The organism is Priestia sp. SIMBA_032 (assembly GCF_046535215.1).
GTDB classification, from domain to species: Bacteria; Bacillota; Bacilli; order Bacillales; family Bacillaceae_H; genus Priestia; species Priestia aryabhattai.
This window is the reverse complement of the sequence record NZ_JAWRXD010000006.1, coordinates 1-17,926: the sequence shown is the minus strand read 5'-3', so window position 1 is coordinate 17,926 and position 17,926 is coordinate 1. Positions and strand designations below refer to the sequence as shown.

Annotated in this window: 13 protein-coding genes; 2 read left to right on the top strand and 11 right to left on the bottom strand. The window is 39.3% G+C overall.

Translation table 11 applies throughout. From position 1 onward, the window contains the following. Nucleotides 1-11: 11 nt before the first annotated feature. From SB717_RS19370 to proB, 11 genes are all read right to left on the bottom strand, one after another. Entirely contained in the window at nt 12-1,811 is a 1,800-nt protein-coding gene (locus SB717_RS19370; protein ID WP_410904501.1) for a cation:proton antiporter, read from the bottom strand. A gap of 206 nt (nt 1,812-2,017) precedes the next feature. Further along, entirely contained in the window at nt 2,018-3,766 is a 1,749-nt protein-coding gene (gene cydC / locus SB717_RS19365) for a thiol reductant ABC exporter subunit CydC (RefSeq protein WP_410904500.1), read from the bottom strand. Then, on the bottom strand, nt 3,763-5,475 hold the full coding sequence (gene cydD, locus SB717_RS19360) for a thiol reductant ABC exporter subunit CydD (RefSeq protein ID WP_410904499.1): 1,713 nt from the start codon (nt 5,473-5,475) through the stop codon (nt 3,763-3,765). The genes cydC and cydD overlap by 4 nt, the downstream gene beginning before the upstream one ends. Then, entirely contained in the window at nt 5,475-6,491 is a 1,017-nt protein-coding gene (gene cydB / locus SB717_RS19355; protein WP_074681880.1) for a cytochrome d ubiquinol oxidase subunit II, read from the bottom strand. Before cydB ends, cydD begins: the two co-directional genes overlap by 1 nt. Beyond that, nucleotides 6,478-7,884 (bottom strand): cytochrome ubiquinol oxidase subunit I, encoded by a 1,407-nt coding sequence (locus tag SB717_RS19350; RefSeq protein WP_025752440.1) that lies wholly within the window; start codon nt 7,882-7,884, stop codon nt 6,478-6,480. The genes cydB and SB717_RS19350 overlap by 14 nt, the downstream gene beginning before the upstream one ends. Nucleotides 7,885-8,183: 299 nt before the next feature. After that, complete coding sequence (locus SB717_RS19345) at nt 8,184-8,639, bottom strand: threonine/serine exporter family protein (protein WP_013059882.1); 456 nt, start codon at nt 8,637-8,639, stop codon at nt 8,184-8,186. A 14-nt stretch (nt 8,640-8,653) separates the two neighbouring features. Next, the gene (locus SB717_RS19340; RefSeq protein WP_013085528.1) at nt 8,654-9,415 is read right to left on the bottom strand and encodes a threonine/serine exporter family protein; all 762 of its coding nucleotides are present in this window, start codon (nt 9,413-9,415) and stop codon (nt 8,654-8,656) included. Nucleotides 9,416-9,560: 145 nt separating this feature from the next. Further along, nucleotides 9,561-10,571, bottom strand: a complete 1,011-nt coding sequence (locus SB717_RS19335; RefSeq protein WP_410904498.1) for a LacI family DNA-binding transcriptional regulator — start codon at nt 10,569-10,571, stop codon at nt 9,561-9,563. 95 nt (nt 10,572-10,666) lie between these two features. Next, entirely contained in the window at nt 10,667-11,443 is a 777-nt protein-coding gene (locus tag SB717_RS19330; protein ID WP_410904497.1) for an alpha/beta hydrolase, read from the bottom strand. 267 nt (nt 11,444-11,710) lie between these two features. Further along, the gene (locus tag SB717_RS19325) at nt 11,711-12,955 is read right to left on the bottom strand and encodes a glutamate-5-semialdehyde dehydrogenase (protein ID WP_410904496.1); all 1,245 of its coding nucleotides are present in this window, start codon (nt 12,953-12,955) and stop codon (nt 11,711-11,713) included. Continuing rightward, entirely contained in the window at nt 12,952-13,785 is an 834-nt protein-coding gene (gene proB, locus SB717_RS19320) for a glutamate 5-kinase (protein WP_014457700.1), read from the bottom strand. Before proB ends, SB717_RS19325 begins: the two co-directional genes overlap by 4 nt. Before the next feature lie 244 nt (nt 13,786-14,029). On the opposite strand from proB, the gene cstA reads away from it, so the two are divergent. Beyond that, nucleotides 14,030-15,838, top strand: a complete 1,809-nt coding sequence (gene cstA / locus SB717_RS19315; protein WP_410904495.1) for a carbon starvation protein CstA — start codon at nt 14,030-14,032, stop codon at nt 15,836-15,838. A 274-nt stretch (nt 15,839-16,112) separates the two neighbouring features. Next, on the top strand, nt 16,113-17,573 hold the full coding sequence (gene katA, locus SB717_RS19310; RefSeq protein WP_410904494.1) for a catalase KatA: 1,461 nt from the start codon (nt 16,113-16,115) through the stop codon (nt 17,571-17,573). Nucleotides 17,574-17,926: the final 353 nt, after the last annotated feature.

Here is a 17,926-nt window from a genome sequence, read left to right as displayed (position 1 = left end):
GGCCTGTTTTTTTATCTTTTTAATGGCTGAAGGCTTAATACCGTATCGCCCGTACTAACGTTTATTTCTTGATCATGAGCAAAAAAACTCAATGCCTTTCCCTGCTTGCTCACTGCTAGTAAAAGAGAATCATCGCTTTTCTCCTCAAGATATGTTTCATACGTATATTCATCCGTAATTTTTGTATTGTAAATCGTATATCCGTGCTCCATTTTATGATGTAGAAACTCCCACGTAATCCCTTTCTTAAAAAGCATGCGTCCTCTTACTGTGTGCATAATTTCATCGACATCTTCTCTTGAATCTTCTTGGTCACGAATACTCAATTGAAAAACATTGTTCCGTCCCATATCTTGAAGAAAAGCAGTACAAACAAGTGCATTATATGCATCCAACTCAGTTGCAGCAATCACGTATTCATAAGGAGTTAAATCCAGATGATATTCCGTTTGCTCAGCTAGAACTTCTCCGTGATACACATCTACTTCCGCTTTGCGCGCAACTCTTAACCGCTCCCACGAAGAATCAGCAACTAACACTGGATAGCCTAGCTGTTTTAACTTTGAAGCAAAGGCAACCGTAAAGTCATTGCTTCCCACAAGCAAAATACCAGGTTCTTCGCCAATCGATAAATCCAGCTTTTTAGCTAGCCATGAAAGGGAAAAACCGTGTGCACAAACCGTAGCAAACACTAAAGCAAATGTCAGAGTTGTTAGGATAGAGGCATCTTTAAATCCTTCATCAATCAGTACTTTGGCAAAGTAACTTGAGACCGTTAACGCCACAATGCCGCGCGGGGCAATCCAGCCAATCAGTATTTTTTCTTTTATAGATAAATCTGTCCCTACCGTTGATAAAAAGATGGAGACAGGTCTGACAATAAACAGCATAAGTAAAACAAATAAAATAATATTCCAATGAAAAATTTCAGTAATGGTCTTCATCGTCAGTCCAGCCGTTAACATGATAAAAATAGTAGAAGTCAATAGAACCGAAATGTTCTCTTTAAAATGTCGCATATCACTAATAGATGAAATATGCATATTAGCAAGGGTAATCCCCATCGCTGTTACTGCTAGAAGACCTGTTTCATGCTTAATTTCATCAGCTACTGTAAAGCAAGCAATAACGACAATAAATACGACCGGAGATTTTAAATACTCTGGAATATGCCCCTTTTGAAACATCCAGCCTATTCCGCGGCCAAGAATCCAGCCTATTAAAACAGCAATAATAGAGGCCACGAAGAAAAAGAGAATTGTTTTTCCACTCACTTCTCTCAGCACTAAAAATTGAACAATTTCAAACGAAAAAACGGCCAGCAATGCACCAAATGGATCGACAATAATACCTTCCCATTTTAAAATCGCTGCTGGTTTTGGTTTTAATTTAGCTTGTCGTAAAAGAGGTAAAATCACGGTTGGACCCGTTACAATAAAAAGCCCTCCGATAACAATTGCCACCGCCCAGGATAAATCCGCTATATAATGAGCAGCTAAAGAGCCTAAAATCCAAGCTAGCATAGCTCCCAGTGTCACAATGCGAAACACGGGCTTTTCGATTCCCCTTACCTCTCTCATCTCTAAGTTCAAGCTGCCTTCAAATAAAATAACAGCTACAGCAATCGATACAAAAGGATCAAAAAGCTGAGCAAATTGTGCTTTAGGATCAATTAAACCTAAAATAGGGCCTGTTAGCAGTCCGATAATCGACATCACGACAATTGCTGGTAGCTTAAATCTCCAAGCCAGCCACTGAGATAGAACTCCTAGTCCCACTACAAGTGTGATATGTATAAGCATAGGTTCCATTGTATCTTCCTTCTCTCGTTCGCATAATGTGTATATATTTTCCCTAAAATAAACCGATGTTATACAGGAAGAAACAAACACTACCTTGTTTTACCACTTTTTCAAAAGTGCTAAACCCAAGCTATTTTCCTTCGTTCGACACGTATCTTACTCGTGTTTGTCGAATTTCACGTTAGTATAAAATAATAAAAAGCCCTTAGCTGCTGCTAAAGGCTTTTTACCGGATGATCCAATTCATATAGCTTTTGATAGTGACTGTTCGTAGCAAGTAATTCCTCATGCGTTCCGCGAATTGCTACCTTTCCATCTTGTAGGAATAAGATTTCATCCATCTTTTCCATCCCCACTAAATTATGCGTAACCCAAATTAAAGTTTTGTCATGAAGAGTTTCAAAAATAGTGGATAACAGACGCTTTTCAGTCACGTTATCCAACCCTGCAGTTGGCTCATCCAGCATAACAATTGGCGTATGCTGAAGCAGAACACGTGCTAACGCAATCCGCTGACGCTCTCCTCCTGAAAAACGCTGACCTGTTTCGAGCATGGACGTTTGATATCCTTGGTGCAAACCTTCTACAAAGGAGTGCATATTGACTTGCTTCATTGCCTCAATTACCTCTTCTTTTGTGGCCTCTTCATTAGCTAGTAATAAATTGTTTGCTACGCTTGTATTAAATAAATAAGGATTTTGATTTAATACAGAGATGAGTTTTGGTACATCTTCACGAACTTCATCAACAGACTGACCGTTTAGTTGAACTATACCTTCTGTAGGTACTAAGGAGCCTTGCAGCAGCTTTAACAGAGTCGATTTTCCAGCTCCGCTCTTGCCAAGAATCGCAATTTTCTTCCCTTGCTCGACTTGAAATGAAAGATCATGAATAACTGACTCTTCCTCATTGCTATAGCGAAAGCTTATATGCTCGACTTTTAAGCTAACCGAGTCCCATGAACCTTTATAAGGTAGGGAAAGAGTATGTTTTTTCTTTTCATTCACATCTTCCCAGTTCTTTTCCATTTTCTGCACTCTATTTAATGACTCTTCAAATTGAGAAGTTTTTTCTACTGCATTAGATACCGGCAGCAGCGCTTCAGATAAAGGAAATACTACTAAAATAAAAGCAGCAATAAACACACCTGCAAGCTCTTTGTCTGCAAAAAGAGAAGCCCCAAACCAAATCATTGTGACAATTAAACCTGCTACAATAAGTTGTCCAAACAATTCTCGGTAATACGTCCATAGTTTAAGCTTACGATCCATGCCGTCTAACTCATCTTCCGTTTTGTTATACGAATGAAAAAATGACTGCTGCTGACCGCTTAACACCCAATCAGCAACTCCTAAAAACCCGTCTGTGACCTTGGCATATAACCGTGCTTTGCTTGATTTATATCGCTGATTGGCCGCTTTCATATGCCAAAGGGAAAAAAGCGGCATCACTACTACTAATAAAAATAAATAGACGGCAATCAAACACGCAAATTTCAGGCTAAAGAATCCTAAAGCTACAATCGAAATAACGTATAAAATAACAGCTGAAATTGTTGGAAGAATGGTACGTAAGAACAAGTCTTGTAAACTTTCAATATCTTCAGCAAGAATCGCTAAAACATCTCCCGTTCGATAGTGAGATGCAGCAACTAACGGTTCAATCAAATGATAAAGACGTGTACGCATTTTAGCTAAAATCCGAAGAATAAAATCGTGACTAACAAGACGCTCCGCATAACGAAAGGCTGCTCGGCTTAAACCAAATGTACGCACAAGTACAATGGGAACGTAGACTAGTAAGATTGTTTCTGGCCGTAAGGAAGAAGCTGAAATCAAGTAACCTGATGTGAACATTAGCGCACAAGCAGAACCAATCGTTAACAAGCTTAATAATAAGATAGAAAAGATACGATATTTATACGTTTTAAAGTAGGGCCAGATCCAACTTTTATATTTCATCATACCTCCTCCTCTTCATGTAAAAATTGATAGTAAGCTCCTTTTTTTTGAATCAGTTCTTGATGATTACCTATTTCTGCAACCTTTCCGTCCTCTATTACCACAATGAGATCCATGTCTTTCATCCAATGCAGACGGTGTGTAGCTAAAATAAAGAACTTGTCTTGAAACATCGTTAAAATATCTTGCTTTAATTCATATTCCGTTTCAATATCGACTTGCGCCGTTGGTTCATCAAGCATAATAATAGGACGATCGCTTAGAAACGCCCTAGCTAGGGCAATCCTTTGAGCTTGGCCGCCGCTAAGCTGCCGTCCTCCATCTCCTATCATTTCATTTTCCTTCTTAGGCATCTGTTGAACCGTTGATAAAAGTCCTGCTTTCGTTAAAGCATCTTCATAATCATATGAGCCGCCTCTGTCCTGATAAAATTCAATATTTTCTTTTACTGTTCCATTAAAAATAAATGGATGCTGAGGGATATACGTAATCTGCTTTTGCCAAGCATCTGAGCGTAAATCAACCGGCATGCCGTTTACTTCAGCAGACCCTTCTGTAAATGGTACAAAGCCACTCAGTATATCAATAAGCGTCGATTTTCCAGCTCCGCTTTTTCCTATAATCCCAATTTTTTTACTTCCTTTAACATGAAGTGACACATCTTCAAGAGAAGGCGGCTGCTCTTTGTCATATTTTACAGTGATATGACGTAATTGAATTTCACTGTTTTCAGTCCAATTAGGAATATCTTCTTCTTTAGCCGACGGTTTTTCAGCCTGCTTTACAATCTTAATTAATGCATCTCCGGATTCTTTTCCATCCAATGTTGCATGATAATCGTTTCCGACTTCCCGTATCGGCAGGAAGTATTCAGGAGCCAGCAATAAAATCATAAGTGCGGGCTCTAACGTCATCGAACCGTTCACCAGCCGCAAACCAAGCATAACAGCTACGATGGCTACAGATAACATCGTAAAGAAATCTAAAGCAAACGTAGATAAAAAAGCAATTCGGAGCGTTCCCATTGTCGCTTTTCGATAACGGTCACTAACTCTTTCAATCGTTTCAGCATGTTCCTTACTTTTCCCGAGAAATGTTAAAGTTTCTAACCCTCGAAGCGAATCTACAAAGTGGTTGGACAACACGTGATATGTCTCCCATTGGCTATCTATTTTTTTTTGTGCAGCCAATCCAAGCAAAATCATAAATAAAATTAAAATTGGCATGGTCACAAGTAAAATAATGCCTGAAAGCCGATCATGGTACCAGACGAAAGCAAGCACTAGCCAAGGTGTAACGCTAATGGCGGCCAGTTTAGGCAAAAACAGCTCGAGATAAGCGCGAAGCTTCTGTAGGCCTGTGGTGATGAGCGTCACCAAGTTTCCTGTTCCTTCATCTTTGGTAAAGCGCGGTCCTAATGAAAAAATGCTTTGCATGACTATCAAACGAAGTTCCTGCGTCGTTTTGACTCCAAATTGATATGCTGTTTTTTTTACTATAAAACCTACGATCTGACGAATCATAAAGGCAGACAAAAACAATCCGATTGCTTTTGTCTGCGAAGTTAAACTTTCACCATGAAAAAGAGCGGTAATTACTTCGGCGAGCCACTTAGCTTGAAAAATAATGGCTACACTTTGAATAGTAATAAGCCCTATTAACATGGCAAGAACCATTTTTATTCCGTTGTAAACCATTAAATTTCTACCCATTAATACTCCATATGCTCCTTATGATCTACACGTTTTCTGAAAACGTAGTAGCTCCAAATTTGATAACCTAACACAAAAGGCAGTAATGCAATAGCAGCGTAAGACATAATTTTTAAGGAATAATTCCCTGATGCTGCATTATGAATCGTTAAACTATAGCTTTCATTGATTGAACTAACCAAAACGGTTGGAAACAACCCTGCAAATATAGAGGAAATTGATAAAATTAAAATTAAGCCAGACATAGCAAATGCCCATCCGTCTTTTTTACGTGTAAGGAAAAATCCTGCTAGTAAATACACGAAAATACCGATGAAAAATGTATATAGCATCAAACGGCTATGATTACTGAATAAATCTGTTTCAAAAAACGTCATGCCTGAAAAGATAAGAAGTAATAAAGCATTTATAGGCAAAAGCTTCATAGCGACCTTCCGTGAACGATCTCTAATATCGTTCATCGTACGGATCGTGGCAAAAATAAGTCCGTGCCATAAGCAAAGCATTGTCAACGTAACGCCGCCTGTGATGGTATATAGATTAACAATATCCGAAAAGCCGGCATTCATTTGCATGTTGCGCTCAACAGGCAGTCCTTTCATTAACGCTGAAAATAAGATACCAAAAATGAGCGGTGGAAAAAGACTTCCAAAGAAGATAACCCAATCCCACGCATTTTTCCACGCTTGTTTCTCAACTTTTCCTCGAAATTCAAATGCTACACCGCGGCCAATCAGCGAAAGCAAAAGAAGAACAAAAAGAACATATGACCCGCTTAATAGCGTTGCATACCAGTTTGGAAAAGCAGCAAACATAGCACCGATTGCTGAAATTAGCCAAACTTCATTCGCATCCCAAAAAGGACCGATTGTATTAATAAAAGCTCGTCGCTCTAAGTCGTTTCTTCCTAAAAAGCGAGAAACCATTCCAATCCCAAAATCAAAGCCTTCTAAAAAGATGAAACCAACAAACAGAATGGATACTAGTAAATACCAGAATTCATTAAGAGAAAACATTGTATCCCTCCTTGGTAAACGGATCAGTTGATACTACTTTTGTATGTGCTTCGTGATCGTGATCTGGACCTTTTTTAATTTCTTTAACGAACAAGAACACCATAATCACAGCTAAAATTAAATAAAAGAACGAAAACGAGATAATAGAAAACAGCAATTCACCTGCTGTTACACCAGGAGACACGGCATCTTCGGTTTTCATATAGCCAAATACAACCCAAGGCTGACGGCCAATCTCTGTCATAATCCAACCTGCTGAGCTTCCAAGGAACGGAAAGGCAATGGCAATCGTCATAATACGTAAAAATAGTTTGCTTTCTTGAAGTTTTTTACGAGAAAGCAAGTACGTGCCCCAAATGCCTAATGCACATAATACGCCACCTAGACCAGCCATAATGCGGAAACTCCAAAATGTTGTCCGAACGGGTGGAATATAATTTCCTGCTCCATATTTCGCCGTATACTGCTCCTGCAGCTCGTTCATCCCAGGAACGGAACCTGAAAATTTCCCGTATGATAAGAAGCTTAATAAATAAGGTATTTTGATTTCTCCCGTATTTTTCTTTTCATCGGGGTGAATATTTGCTGTTACCGTCCAAGCCCCTGGACTTCCGCTGTTTTCCCATAATCCTTCACTTGCGGCCATTTTCATGGGCTGTGTTTTAACTAAGTATCCAGCCTGTTCATGACCAGATAACGCAATTCCTACACCTGAAACTAACCCTACAATAATGGCAACTTGAAATGATTTTTTGGCAAAAGCCAAATGTTTTTTCTTCAAGAGCATAATGGCGCTGACACCCGTGATAAAAAAGGCGCCTGTTGCAAACGAACCTAAAATGGTATGAGGGAATTCAACCCACAGCTGACCGTTTGTTAACAATTTAAAGAAGTCATTCATTTCTAAACGGCCATTATTCAGCTCCATTCCAACCGGATGCTGCATAAAAGAATTAGCCGTTAAAATAAAGAACGCTGAAAAAATAGTACCTAGACTAACAAGCCAAATACATAGACAGTGCAGCCATTTAGGTAAACGATCCCATCCGAAAATCCACAGTCCGAGGAAAGTGGACTCCATAAAAAACGCGAGCAGTGCTTCAATAGCAAGCGGCGCACCGAATACATCTCCTACAAACCTTGAGTACTCCGACCAGTTCATGCCAAACTGAAATTCTTGTAAAATACCTGTTACGACTCCAACAGCAAAGTTAATCAGGAATAAGTGCCCCCAAAACTTTGCCATCTTTTTATACTGTTCATCTTTTTTTACTACGTACATCGTTTCCATGATCGCTACTAAAAAGACAAGGCCGATAGACAGCGGTACAAAGATAAAATGAAACAGCGTCGTTGATGCAAATTGAATACGTGATAGTATGACTGTATCCATCTTTTTTCTCCTTTCATATATAAGAACATTCATCATTTCCATAGATACTTTACTCATTTCTGAGCATCTTTTACTTATATTGTGAAACATTGAGCATAATAATTCGAGAAATATGCTCAATGTTTCACAATCATATGTAATGTCTCTCTTTCTATTTACATAGTATAGTCTATTTTTTTTACTGTGCACGTACATTTTTTGAACGTTTTTAGACTAAAACGTGACTTTCTTGTGACAAAAAGTGAAGGATCTCTTTATTTTTTCATAAAAAAAGCACGCTCTGATTTGAGCTTGCTTCTCTACGGTCGATATTTTGCTTTGGCATTTAATTTAGATTGACGAATGATTTGGTTGATGACTTCAGAAAACACAATACCAATGGCAATTGAACCTGAAATCATAAAGGCTTTCGCTGCAAGACTAATCGCTTCATTATAGTTATTTTCTACAAAGTTACGCATAGCATCGTATGCTGTTCCTCCTGGAACGAGCGGAATAATACCTGCTACGGTGAAAATAATGATCGGCGTTCGGTAAATTTTTGCGTAAATTTGACTAATAATAGCAATAAAGAAGGCCGATGCAACTGTGCTTGGAATTTCATCTACGCCATAGAACGTTAGCAAATAGTAAATGAGCCAGCCAATCATTCCGACAAAGCCACTTTTTAATAATGATTCACGTGGAACATTAAAAATGATCCCAAATGCTGCTGAAGCAATAAAACTTGTAATTATCTGCTCTACGATATGCATATGATGCCTCCCTTCTATAGAAGTGTAAATACAATGGCAATACCTGCACCGATAGCGAATGCCGTCAGAAACGCTTCTGCTCCTTTTGATAATCCAGACAGTAAATGTCCCGCCATTAAATCTCGCACTGCATTGGTAATGGATAAGCCAGGAACGAGTGGCATAACGGATCCAATAATAATTTTATCGATTTGCGTGCCCAGTCCTGAAGCGACTAAAAGAGCTGATAAAAGTCCAATAACTAACGAAGCGGTAAACTCAGCAAAAAAGCGAATCGGAATAAGACGGTGGAAATACACCACGGTTAAAAATCCGAGACCTCCTGAAAACATAGCTGGAATAAAGTCCGTCCATAAACCTTGAAACATGATTAAAAAGCATCCGCTAGAAATGGATGCAGCTGCAAGTTGAACCCATAGTGGAAAAGCTACGTTTGTTGCTTCAATTTCTTGTAGCATTTCATACGCTTCCTCCAAGGAGATGTTTCCTTGACTGATTGTTCTTGAGACGCTATTTACCATGGTTACTTTTTTTAAATCTGTCGTTCGTTCGGAAATACGAATTAACTTCGTTTTCGTCGGTTCTTTCGTTTCAAGTGAAAACATAATCCCTGTTGGCGTCACATAGCTGTGGGATTTTTTTATACCGTAAGACGCTGCAATCCGCATCATTGTGTCTTCTACTCGATACGTTTCTGCTCCGCTTTCTAACATAATTTTACCTGCTAGTAAGCTAACGTCCATAATTTCATATTTATCTAATTTTTGTTGTGTCATCAAATCGCTCCAAACATATTAAAGCTTGGTTTTTTTCCCCTACAGCATACAGTGTATAAGAAAGAGGGAAGTGGACGCAATGGTTAATGCAAAAAAGTGTGGACTTTTTGTCTCACACTTTCAGGAATAGTATATACATTCCTTATCAATTCATACGTTTTGTGGTCTCACGCTCTACTAATACAGGTGCCATTTTATACTGTACTTGATCCATTTCTTGCTGATCCTGAATTTGCTGAAGTAAGAGGTTTACTGCTTTTTCAGCCATTTTCTCCATCGGTTGACGGATGGTTGTTAGCGGAATATGCGCTTCACTAGCTTCTGTAATATCATCAAACCCTATAACAGACAAATCTGCTGGAACGTGAAGTCCGTTTTGCCACGCACAGTGTATCACTTTCAGAGCAATGTAATCCGTAGCACAAATAAGCGCAGTTGGGGGCTCTGGATGATGAGCTAGCTCATTTATAAACTGATATAGTTCATCTGAGTTATTCATATCTTCTTTTACAAACTTTGCGTTTGCTGACGGTACATACTGATGAAAAAGAGATAGACGGTGCTCGACTCCGCTTACAGCTTTTCCAACGAACCCAATATTCTTATGACCAAGGTCCGTTAAGTGAGCAACAGCTAATTGTATTCCCACCGCATCATCTACATGTACAATCGGCCAAAGTGCAGAAGAGCCGTCTCCTGTAAGAGAAACGTAAGGCGTTTGATATTGTTTTAATACGTCTAAAAAAGGATTCTGAGCGGCTACATAATCTAATAAAATGACTCCATCAAACCAATGGTTCATCATAACATTTAATTGACGCTCAGCCGTTGTTTCTTGGTAATCCGTATGTCCAATAAGAACATCCATCCCTCGACTTTGGACTTGTTGCTGTACCTCTTTTAATAGTTCAATTAAAAACGGATCTTTTAAATCTCTAATTAATATCCCGATAATCCCTGTTTTTTGGGCCCGCAGAGCTGCCGCAAATGGATTCGTCTGATACCCTAAATGAGCTGCTGCTTTTAGTACTTTTTGTTTGGTTTTTTCACTGATTTTAATTTCACCGTCTTTATTATTGAAGATTCTTGATACCGTAGCTAATGAAACACCCGCTTCTTTCGCTACTTCTTTAATCGTGACTTTTTTTCTCCCCATTCGTACCGACTCCTATTTCCTTTTAGTCTATCGACCAAGTAAACATTTTTCTTTATTATACTACTAGAAGTCGGAACCACCGAAACCTACCTTCCCTACTTTTCACTAAACAGCCACTTTAACACATCTTGAATTTTTTGATCCCAATATGCCCAGTCGTGACTTCCTTTTCCTTCTTCATATGTAAAACAAATAGGCTCTTGCTTACATCGCTCCGAAAAACGTTTATTTTCCTGATATAAAAAATCTTCCGTTCCACAGCATTGATAAATACGCGGAGTCACTTCTCCATAGCGCCGGCGATTTTCAAGCAGCCAGAAAAGATCATCCTCAGGTCTAATAACAGGCGGTATGCCAAAAATCAAAGGATAATCTAAGAACTGAACTTCTCCTCGCCTTCCAAGCCCTTCAACGTCCATCACTCCTGATAAACTGGCAGCTGCAGAAAATTGATGTGGTTTGCGAAACGCCCATTTTAAAGCGCCATACCCTCCCATAGAAAGGCCAGCTACAAAATTATCCTCTCTTTTTTCCGATAACGGAAAGAATGATCTAGCCAATTGAGGAAGTTCTTCTGTTACAAACGTCCAATACTTCTTTCCATAAGCCATATCTCTATAAAAGCTGCGATCTGCATTTGGCATTACAACTGCAAGCCCTAATTCTGATGCGTAGCGTTCAATCGAAGTTCTTCTCATCCATATCGTATGATCATCAGAAAGACCGTGTAATAAATAGAGCGTAGGGTGTTTCTCACTTCTTGTATTGGTTTGTAAACCAATTTGAGATTTTGTTTGCTGCGGTATCAAAACGTTCATTGAAGTACTTATTTGCAATACTTCTGAAAAAAAATCACATTGCATAAACGCCATATTTCTCTTTCCCCCTATTTTTTCTTCCCTATTGGTTGATAAAAAAACGTACATAATTCATATAAAAGTTGAAAAATAGTTTGATTATTTATAATTTTTAGTTTAACATAAAAACATCTTTTATGAAAACGTTTTACGTATAACGTTTTTTTAAATTAAAATAGTGACCGTGATTCAAAGGAGGAATTTATATGGGGATAGTAAAAGTAACTTCTGACGAGTGTATGGAAATAAAAGAAGCCTGAGCATATATCTCAGGCTTCTTTTTTATCGAATTTGTCCATCTCCGTAAATAATATATTTCAACGTTGTTAATTCCTTTAATCCCATCGGTCCACGCGCATGAAGCTTTTGTGTACTAATTCCGATTTCTGCCCCGAACCCAAACTCTTCTCCGTCCGTAAACCTCGTTGAAGCATTCACATAAACAGCGGCTGAATTAACGCGCTGTAAAAAACGCTGAGCATGAGCATAATTTGTAGTTACAATCGCTTCGGAGTGATGTGAACTATGAACATTAATATGGGAAATCGCTTCATCGATATCATCTACGATTTTAACCGCCATGATGAAATCCAAATATTCTTTCTTCCAATCCTCATCCGCTGCTGGAACAAGATCTGGAACGATTGTTAGCGCACGGTCATCACCGCGTACTTCTACATCTTTCTCTCGTAGCGCTTGAACAATAATCGGCAAAAATTCATGAGCCGCTCGTTCGTGAATAATCAGCTTTTCGGCTGAGTTACACACCGCTGGACGAGATGTTTTTGCATTAATGACAATATTGGCCGCCATGTCACGGTCATATTCTTCATCAACATAAACGTGGCAGTTCCCGGTTCCTGTTTCAATAACAGGAACGGTTGCATTTTTTACCACCGCTTCAATTAAACCAGCACCGCCTCGAGGAATTAATACATCGATATATTCATTTAGTTTCATTAACTCCAGTGCTGTTTCTCTCGACGTATCTTCAATAAGCTGTACGCTATGCTCAGGCAATCCTGCACTTGCTGCAGCTTGAGATAATACAGAAACAATCGCTTGATTTGAATAAAATGCCTCACTGCCTCCGCGCAAAATAACCGCATTTCCTGCTTTTAAGCATAAGCCTGCTGCATCACATGTAACGTTTGGACGCGCTTCATAAATAATTCCTATGACACCGATAGGTACACGCTGCTGCCCAATTTGTAAGCCATTTGGTCGTTTGGCCATAGACAGTACTTCTCCTACTGGATCCGCAAGCGCAGCTACTTGGCGCAGGCCGTCTGCCATTCCATGAATCCGCTCTTCATTTAAAGATAGGCGATCTAACATCGCTTTTGACGTGCCTTTTTGAACAGCTTTTTCTACGTCTAATTCATTTGCTTTTAAAATCGTGCCTTGCTGACTCAATAAAGCAGCCGCCATTTTATAAAGCGCTTGCTGTTTTTGTTCACTCGTTACATTTCCTAAGAAATAAGAGGCTTCTTGTGCCTGCTTTCCTTTAAGCTGCAATTCACTCATTTCATTACTCCTTCAGCTTGTTTTAAGAATAACGTTCCAATTTCTTGACCTTCAATAATATCTCGCAAAATACTTGGCTCTTTACCATTTGCTAAGATTAAGCTCACGCCTGCACTTGTAGCTGTTTTAGCAGCAGTAAGCTTTGTGACCATTCCGCCTGTTCCAACGTCAGTTCCACTATCTCCAGCAAAATTCTCAAGCTCCGGCGTGATGCCATCTATTACTTTCATTAATTTAGAGTTAGGGTTTTTTGTGGGATCTGAATCAAAGAAACCGTCAATATCAGATAAAATAACGAGTAAATCTGCGTGAATCAAAACTGAAACAATGGCGGATAAATTATCGTTATCTCCAAAACGCACGATGTTTTCAATCTCATCGATTGCAACTGTATCGTTTTCATTCACAATAGGAATCACTTTGTCTTCAATTAATTTTTCAAACGTGTTCACAACGTTATTGCGCACATGTTCATCTTCGATTACATCTTTTGTTAACAGTACTTGACCAACAATGTGACTGTACTCACCAAAGAATTTACTGTAGATATGCATAAGCTCACATTGCCCGACAGAGGCTGCTGCTTGTTTTTCTCGAATAGAAGTTGGCTTTTCTTTTAACTTTAGTTTTTTTACTCCCACTTGAACAGCACCTGATGTAACAAGCACAACTTCTTTTCCTGCATTCATTAAATCAGATAAAACACGCGCTAGTTTTTCAATGCGTGCTAAGTTAATATCTCCATTATCATAAGTCAACGTAGAGGTCCCTACTTTGACTACAATACGCTTGCTATTTTGTAACTCTTGACGATGGTTCACTCTTTTCATCTCCCTAACTAAAAACACCTAAATGCGTACTAATTTTTTTAAAAATTATAGCAGAGATTATGCGAAAAGTCTTATAGTTTTTCAAAGGGAATTTGAACTTTCTAATTTTTTAAATAATTAAGGGAAAAATTGGTGATAAAAGCGCTTTCTTCTTTTATAATGAAAGTTGTAAGGGGAACACACAATTACATAACGTTGTGCAGTAGTACAAACATCCGACAACTAAGGGATAGGGGGATTTGTAATGAATGCGGTTACGATTGTTATTGGATCTATCTGTATTTTAATGATTGCGTATCGGCTTTATGGAACATTCATGGCTGTTAAGGTCTTGAAACTAAACGATGCGCAACAAACGCCGGCACATGAGCTTGAAGATGGAAAAGATTATGTGCCAACCAACCGATGGGTAACATTTGGTCATCACTTTGCAGCTATTGCAGCTGCGGGTCCGCTTGTTGGACCTATTTTAGCGGCTCAGTTTGGCTATTTGCCCGGACTGCTCTGGCTTTTAATCGGAGCTGTAATCGGAGGAGCCGTTCACGATGCGGTTGTGTTATTTGCATCTATGCGCCAAAAAGGCCAGTCGCTTTCCGAAGTGGCTAAAAAAGAGCTAGGACCTGTCGCTGGTTTTTGTACAGGTTTAGCTATGCTTTTTATCATTACCATCACAATGGCCGGTTTATCTATGGTCGTGCTACACGCACTTGAGAAAAATCCTTGGGGTACATTCGCTGTTGGAATTACGATTCCGATCGCAATGGGGGTAGGTATTTACCACAAAAAAACCGGTAATTTAAAAGCGGCTTCTACCGTCGGCTTCATTTTAATTTTAATCGCCGTATTTAGCGGTCCTTATATTCAAGGAACAGCTTTAGGAGATTTTTTAACGCTAGATATTAAAACACTTTCAATTATTCTTCCCGTTTATGCATTTTTCGCAGCGGCCTTGCCCGTTTGGCTGCTTTTAGCACCTCGAGATTACTTAAGCAGCTTTATGAAAATTGGTGTCTTTATCGCGCTGATTGTAGGCGTGTTTTTCGTAAATCCAGCAATTCCATTTCCTGCAGTTACTAAATTTATTCACGGAGGCGGCCCTATTTTAGCAGGACCTGTGTGGCCGTTCATTTCCATTACGATCGCCTGCGGTGCTATTTCCGGCTTCCATGCATTTGTTGGTTCAGGAACAACCCCTAAGATGCTTGATCGTTGGAGTGACATTAAAGTTGTAGGCTTCGGCGCGATGTTAGTCGAATGCTTAGTAGGAATTATGGCATTAATTGCAGCAACAGCTTTACATCCTGGAGATTATTTTGCAATTAACTCTACACCTGAAGTGTTCAAAACGCTTGGCATGAACGTAACAGCTCTTCCTCAGCTTAGCCAAGAGATTGGTCTAAACTTAGAAGGCCGCACAGGCGGCGCTGTTACACTGGCCGTAGGAATGACATATATCTTCACGGAAATTCCTTGGTTCAGCCACCTGTCTTCTTACTTTTTCCAATTCGTCATTATGTTTGAAGCAGTGTTTATTTTAACTGCTATCGACGCGGGTACACGCGTTTCCCGCTATTTAATTCAAGACTTTTTCGGTGAATTTTATAAGCCTTTAAAGCGAGTAGACTGGCTTCCGGGTTCCATTTTTGCAAGTGCCCTAGCCTGTTTTATGTGGGGGTACTTATTGTTCTCAGGAGATATTGGCTCCGTTTGGGCGTTGTTCGGCGTATCGAATCAGTTAATGGCCTCTATTGGTTTAATTATTGGAGCAACCGTCATTCTTAGAATTGCAGATAAACGCTCCTATATGCTTACTTGCCTTATTCCACTAGCCTACCTTTACGTAACGGTTAACTATGCGGGTTATTGGATGGTTAAGAATGTATATTTAAACGAAGCTGCGGCAGGTTATAGCATATTAAATGCGACTCTTTCGATCATCATGCTTATACTTGGTCTCATTATTATGATAGCCGCGATTCAAAAATGGACACAGCTTTGGCGCACGCCTCAGGCTGAGCTGGCAGCAAAAGCAAATTTATCACAAAATATATAAAACAAACACGCTTGCTTATATAAGCAAGCGTGTTTTTAATGTAGTAATAGCCGTTCAAAATAATTGCACACCAGGCATTTTTATCATTAAACTAAATATACTATACAGAAAATTTTTAAAATAATTCGTACATTTCACATGCGTATCCCCCACTGATTACATCTCAAAATACACAGGTTAAATTATAATAATTATAAATTAGTATTGATTTTTTATTTAAAAATGTTATTATTATTTCTAACATAATAAAATTCAAATAAGAGGTGGTTCTAAGATGACAACAAACAAGAATAACCTAACGACTAGTTGGGGAGCTCCGGTTGGAGATAATCAAAATTCAATGACCGCTGGTTCACGCGGCCCTACTTTAATTCAAGATGTTCACCTTTTAGAGAAATTAGCCCATTTTAACCGAGAGCGTGTTCCTGAACGCGTCGTGCACGCAAAAGGCGCCGGTGCCCACGGCTATTTTGAAGTGACAAATGATGTTTCAGCCTATACCAAAGCAGCTTTCCTTTCTGAAGTAGGAAAACGAACGCCTCTATTTGTTCGCTTTTCAACAGTAGCTGGTGAAAACGGCTCAGCAGATACCGTTCGCGACCCTCGTGGATTTGCTGTTAAATTTTATACAGAAGAAGGAAACTACGACTTAGTCGGAAATAATACACCTGTATTTTTCATCCGAGATGCAATTAAATTTCCAGATTTTATTCATACACAAAAACGCGATCCACGCACGCATTTAAAAAATCCGACGGCCGTGTGGGATTTCTGGTCCCTCTCTCCTGAATCTTTGCATCAAGTTTCTATTTTGATGTCTGACCGCGGTATCCCGGCAACGTTACGCCATATGCATGGATTTGGCAGCCACACATTTAAGTGGGTTAACGCCGAAGGAGATGGCGTTTGGGTGAAGTATCACTTTAAAACAGAGCAAGGCGTGAAAAATCTGGCTCCAGACGTAGCCGCCAAGATAGCTGGTGAAAATCCAGATTATCATACCGAAGATTTATTTAATGCCATTGAAAAAGGCGATTTGCCTTCATGGAAGCTGTACGTTCAAATTATGCCTTTAGAAGATGCTGATACGTATCGCTTCGACCCGTTCGATGTAACAAAGGTATGGTCACAAAAAGACTATCCACTAATTGAAGTAGGTCGCATGGTATTAGATCGCAATCCGGAAAATTATTTTGCAGAAGTGGAGCAAGCTACATTCTCACCTGGAACGCTTGTGCCGGGAATTGACGTATCACCTGACAAAATGCTGCAAGGTCGACTATTCGCATACAGCGACGCACATCGCTACCGCGTCGGCGCTAATCATCAAGCGCTGCCGATCAACCGTCCCCGCAGCGAAGTAAAGAACTATCAGCGTGACGGTCAAATGCGCTTTGACGATAACGGCGGCCGTTCTGTTTACTATGAGCCAAACAGCTTTAGCGGTCCGACAGAATCTCATGAAAACAAACAAGCGGCGTACCCTGTTTCAGGCGTTGCTGATAGTGTTGCATATGATCACAACGATCATTACACACAAGCAGGTGATTTATACCGCCTTCTAAACGAAGACGAGCGTACACGCTTAGTTGCAAACATCGTTGAAGCTATGAAGCCTGTAGAAAAAGAAGAGATTAAACTGCGCCAAATTCAACACTTCTACAAAGCGGCTCCAGAGTATGGAAAACGCATTGCAGATGGTTTAGGGTTGTCTGTTCCACAGCAAGTAAAATAAATTTATCAGTTTTCTAAATGAAAAAATAAAGAGATTTTTCTCATTATAGATTCTTGTTTATTCTCAATTAGTTTAATATTTTATCACTAAATAAGTATCCGTATTTTATGGATACTTATTTAAATTTCTGTAAAAAGAGGAAGGGATGAAGAAATGATTGGACAAGAAATAAGATGTAATCAGTGTCATAGAGAAATAAAAGTACTAAAGCATAGTACGCTTTGCGGTTGCGGAATAAAATTAAGAACGTTAAAAAAAGAGAAGCAACCAGCATAATGGTATGCTCCCCTTATAGTAGACAAATAAAAGAAAGCAACCTATTCTGTCTACTATGGAGGGGATTTTTTATGGGG

Bases quoted from the DNA above. Each gene is read 5' to 3' on its own strand.
- SB717_RS19370 (WP_410904501.1), bottom strand. From the start codon at position 1,811: ATGGAACCTATGCTTATACATATCACACTTGTAGTGGGACTAGGAGTT.
- cydC (WP_410904500.1), bottom strand. From the start codon at position 3,766: ATGATGAAATATAAAAGTTGGATCTGGCCCTACTTTAAAACGTATAAA.
- cydD (WP_410904499.1), bottom strand. From the start codon at position 5,475: ATGGGTAGAAATTTAATGGTTTACAACGGAATAAAAATGGTTCTTGCC.
- cydB (WP_074681880.1), bottom strand. From the start codon at position 6,491: ATGTTTTCTCTTAATGAATTCTGGTATTTACTAGTATCCATTCTGTTT.
- SB717_RS19350 (WP_025752440.1), bottom strand. From the start codon at position 7,884: ATGGATACAGTCATACTATCACGTATTCAATTTGCATCAACGACGCTG.
- SB717_RS19345 (WP_013059882.1), bottom strand. From the start codon at position 8,639: ATGCATATCGTAGAGCAGATAATTACAAGTTTTATTGCTTCAGCAGCA.
- SB717_RS19340 (WP_013085528.1), bottom strand. From the start codon at position 9,415: ATGACACAACAAAAATTAGATAAATATGAAATTATGGACGTTAGCTTA.
- SB717_RS19335 (WP_410904498.1), bottom strand. From the start codon at position 10,571: ATGGGGAGAAAAAAAGTCACGATTAAAGAAGTAGCGAAAGAAGCGGGT.
- SB717_RS19330 (WP_410904497.1), bottom strand. From the start codon at position 11,443: ATGGCGTTTATGCAATGTGATTTTTTTTCAGAAGTATTGCAAATAAGT.
- SB717_RS19325 (WP_410904496.1), bottom strand. From the start codon at position 12,955: ATGAGTGAATTGCAGCTTAAAGGAAAGCAGGCACAAGAAGCCTCTTAT.
- proB (WP_014457700.1), bottom strand. From the start codon at position 13,785: ATGAAAAGAGTGAACCATCGTCAAGAGTTACAAAATAGCAAGCGTATT.
- cstA (WP_410904495.1), top strand. From the start codon at position 14,030: ATGAATGCGGTTACGATTGTTATTGGATCTATCTGTATTTTAATGATT.
- katA (WP_410904494.1), top strand. From the start codon at position 16,113: ATGACAACAAACAAGAATAACCTAACGACTAGTTGGGGAGCTCCGGTT.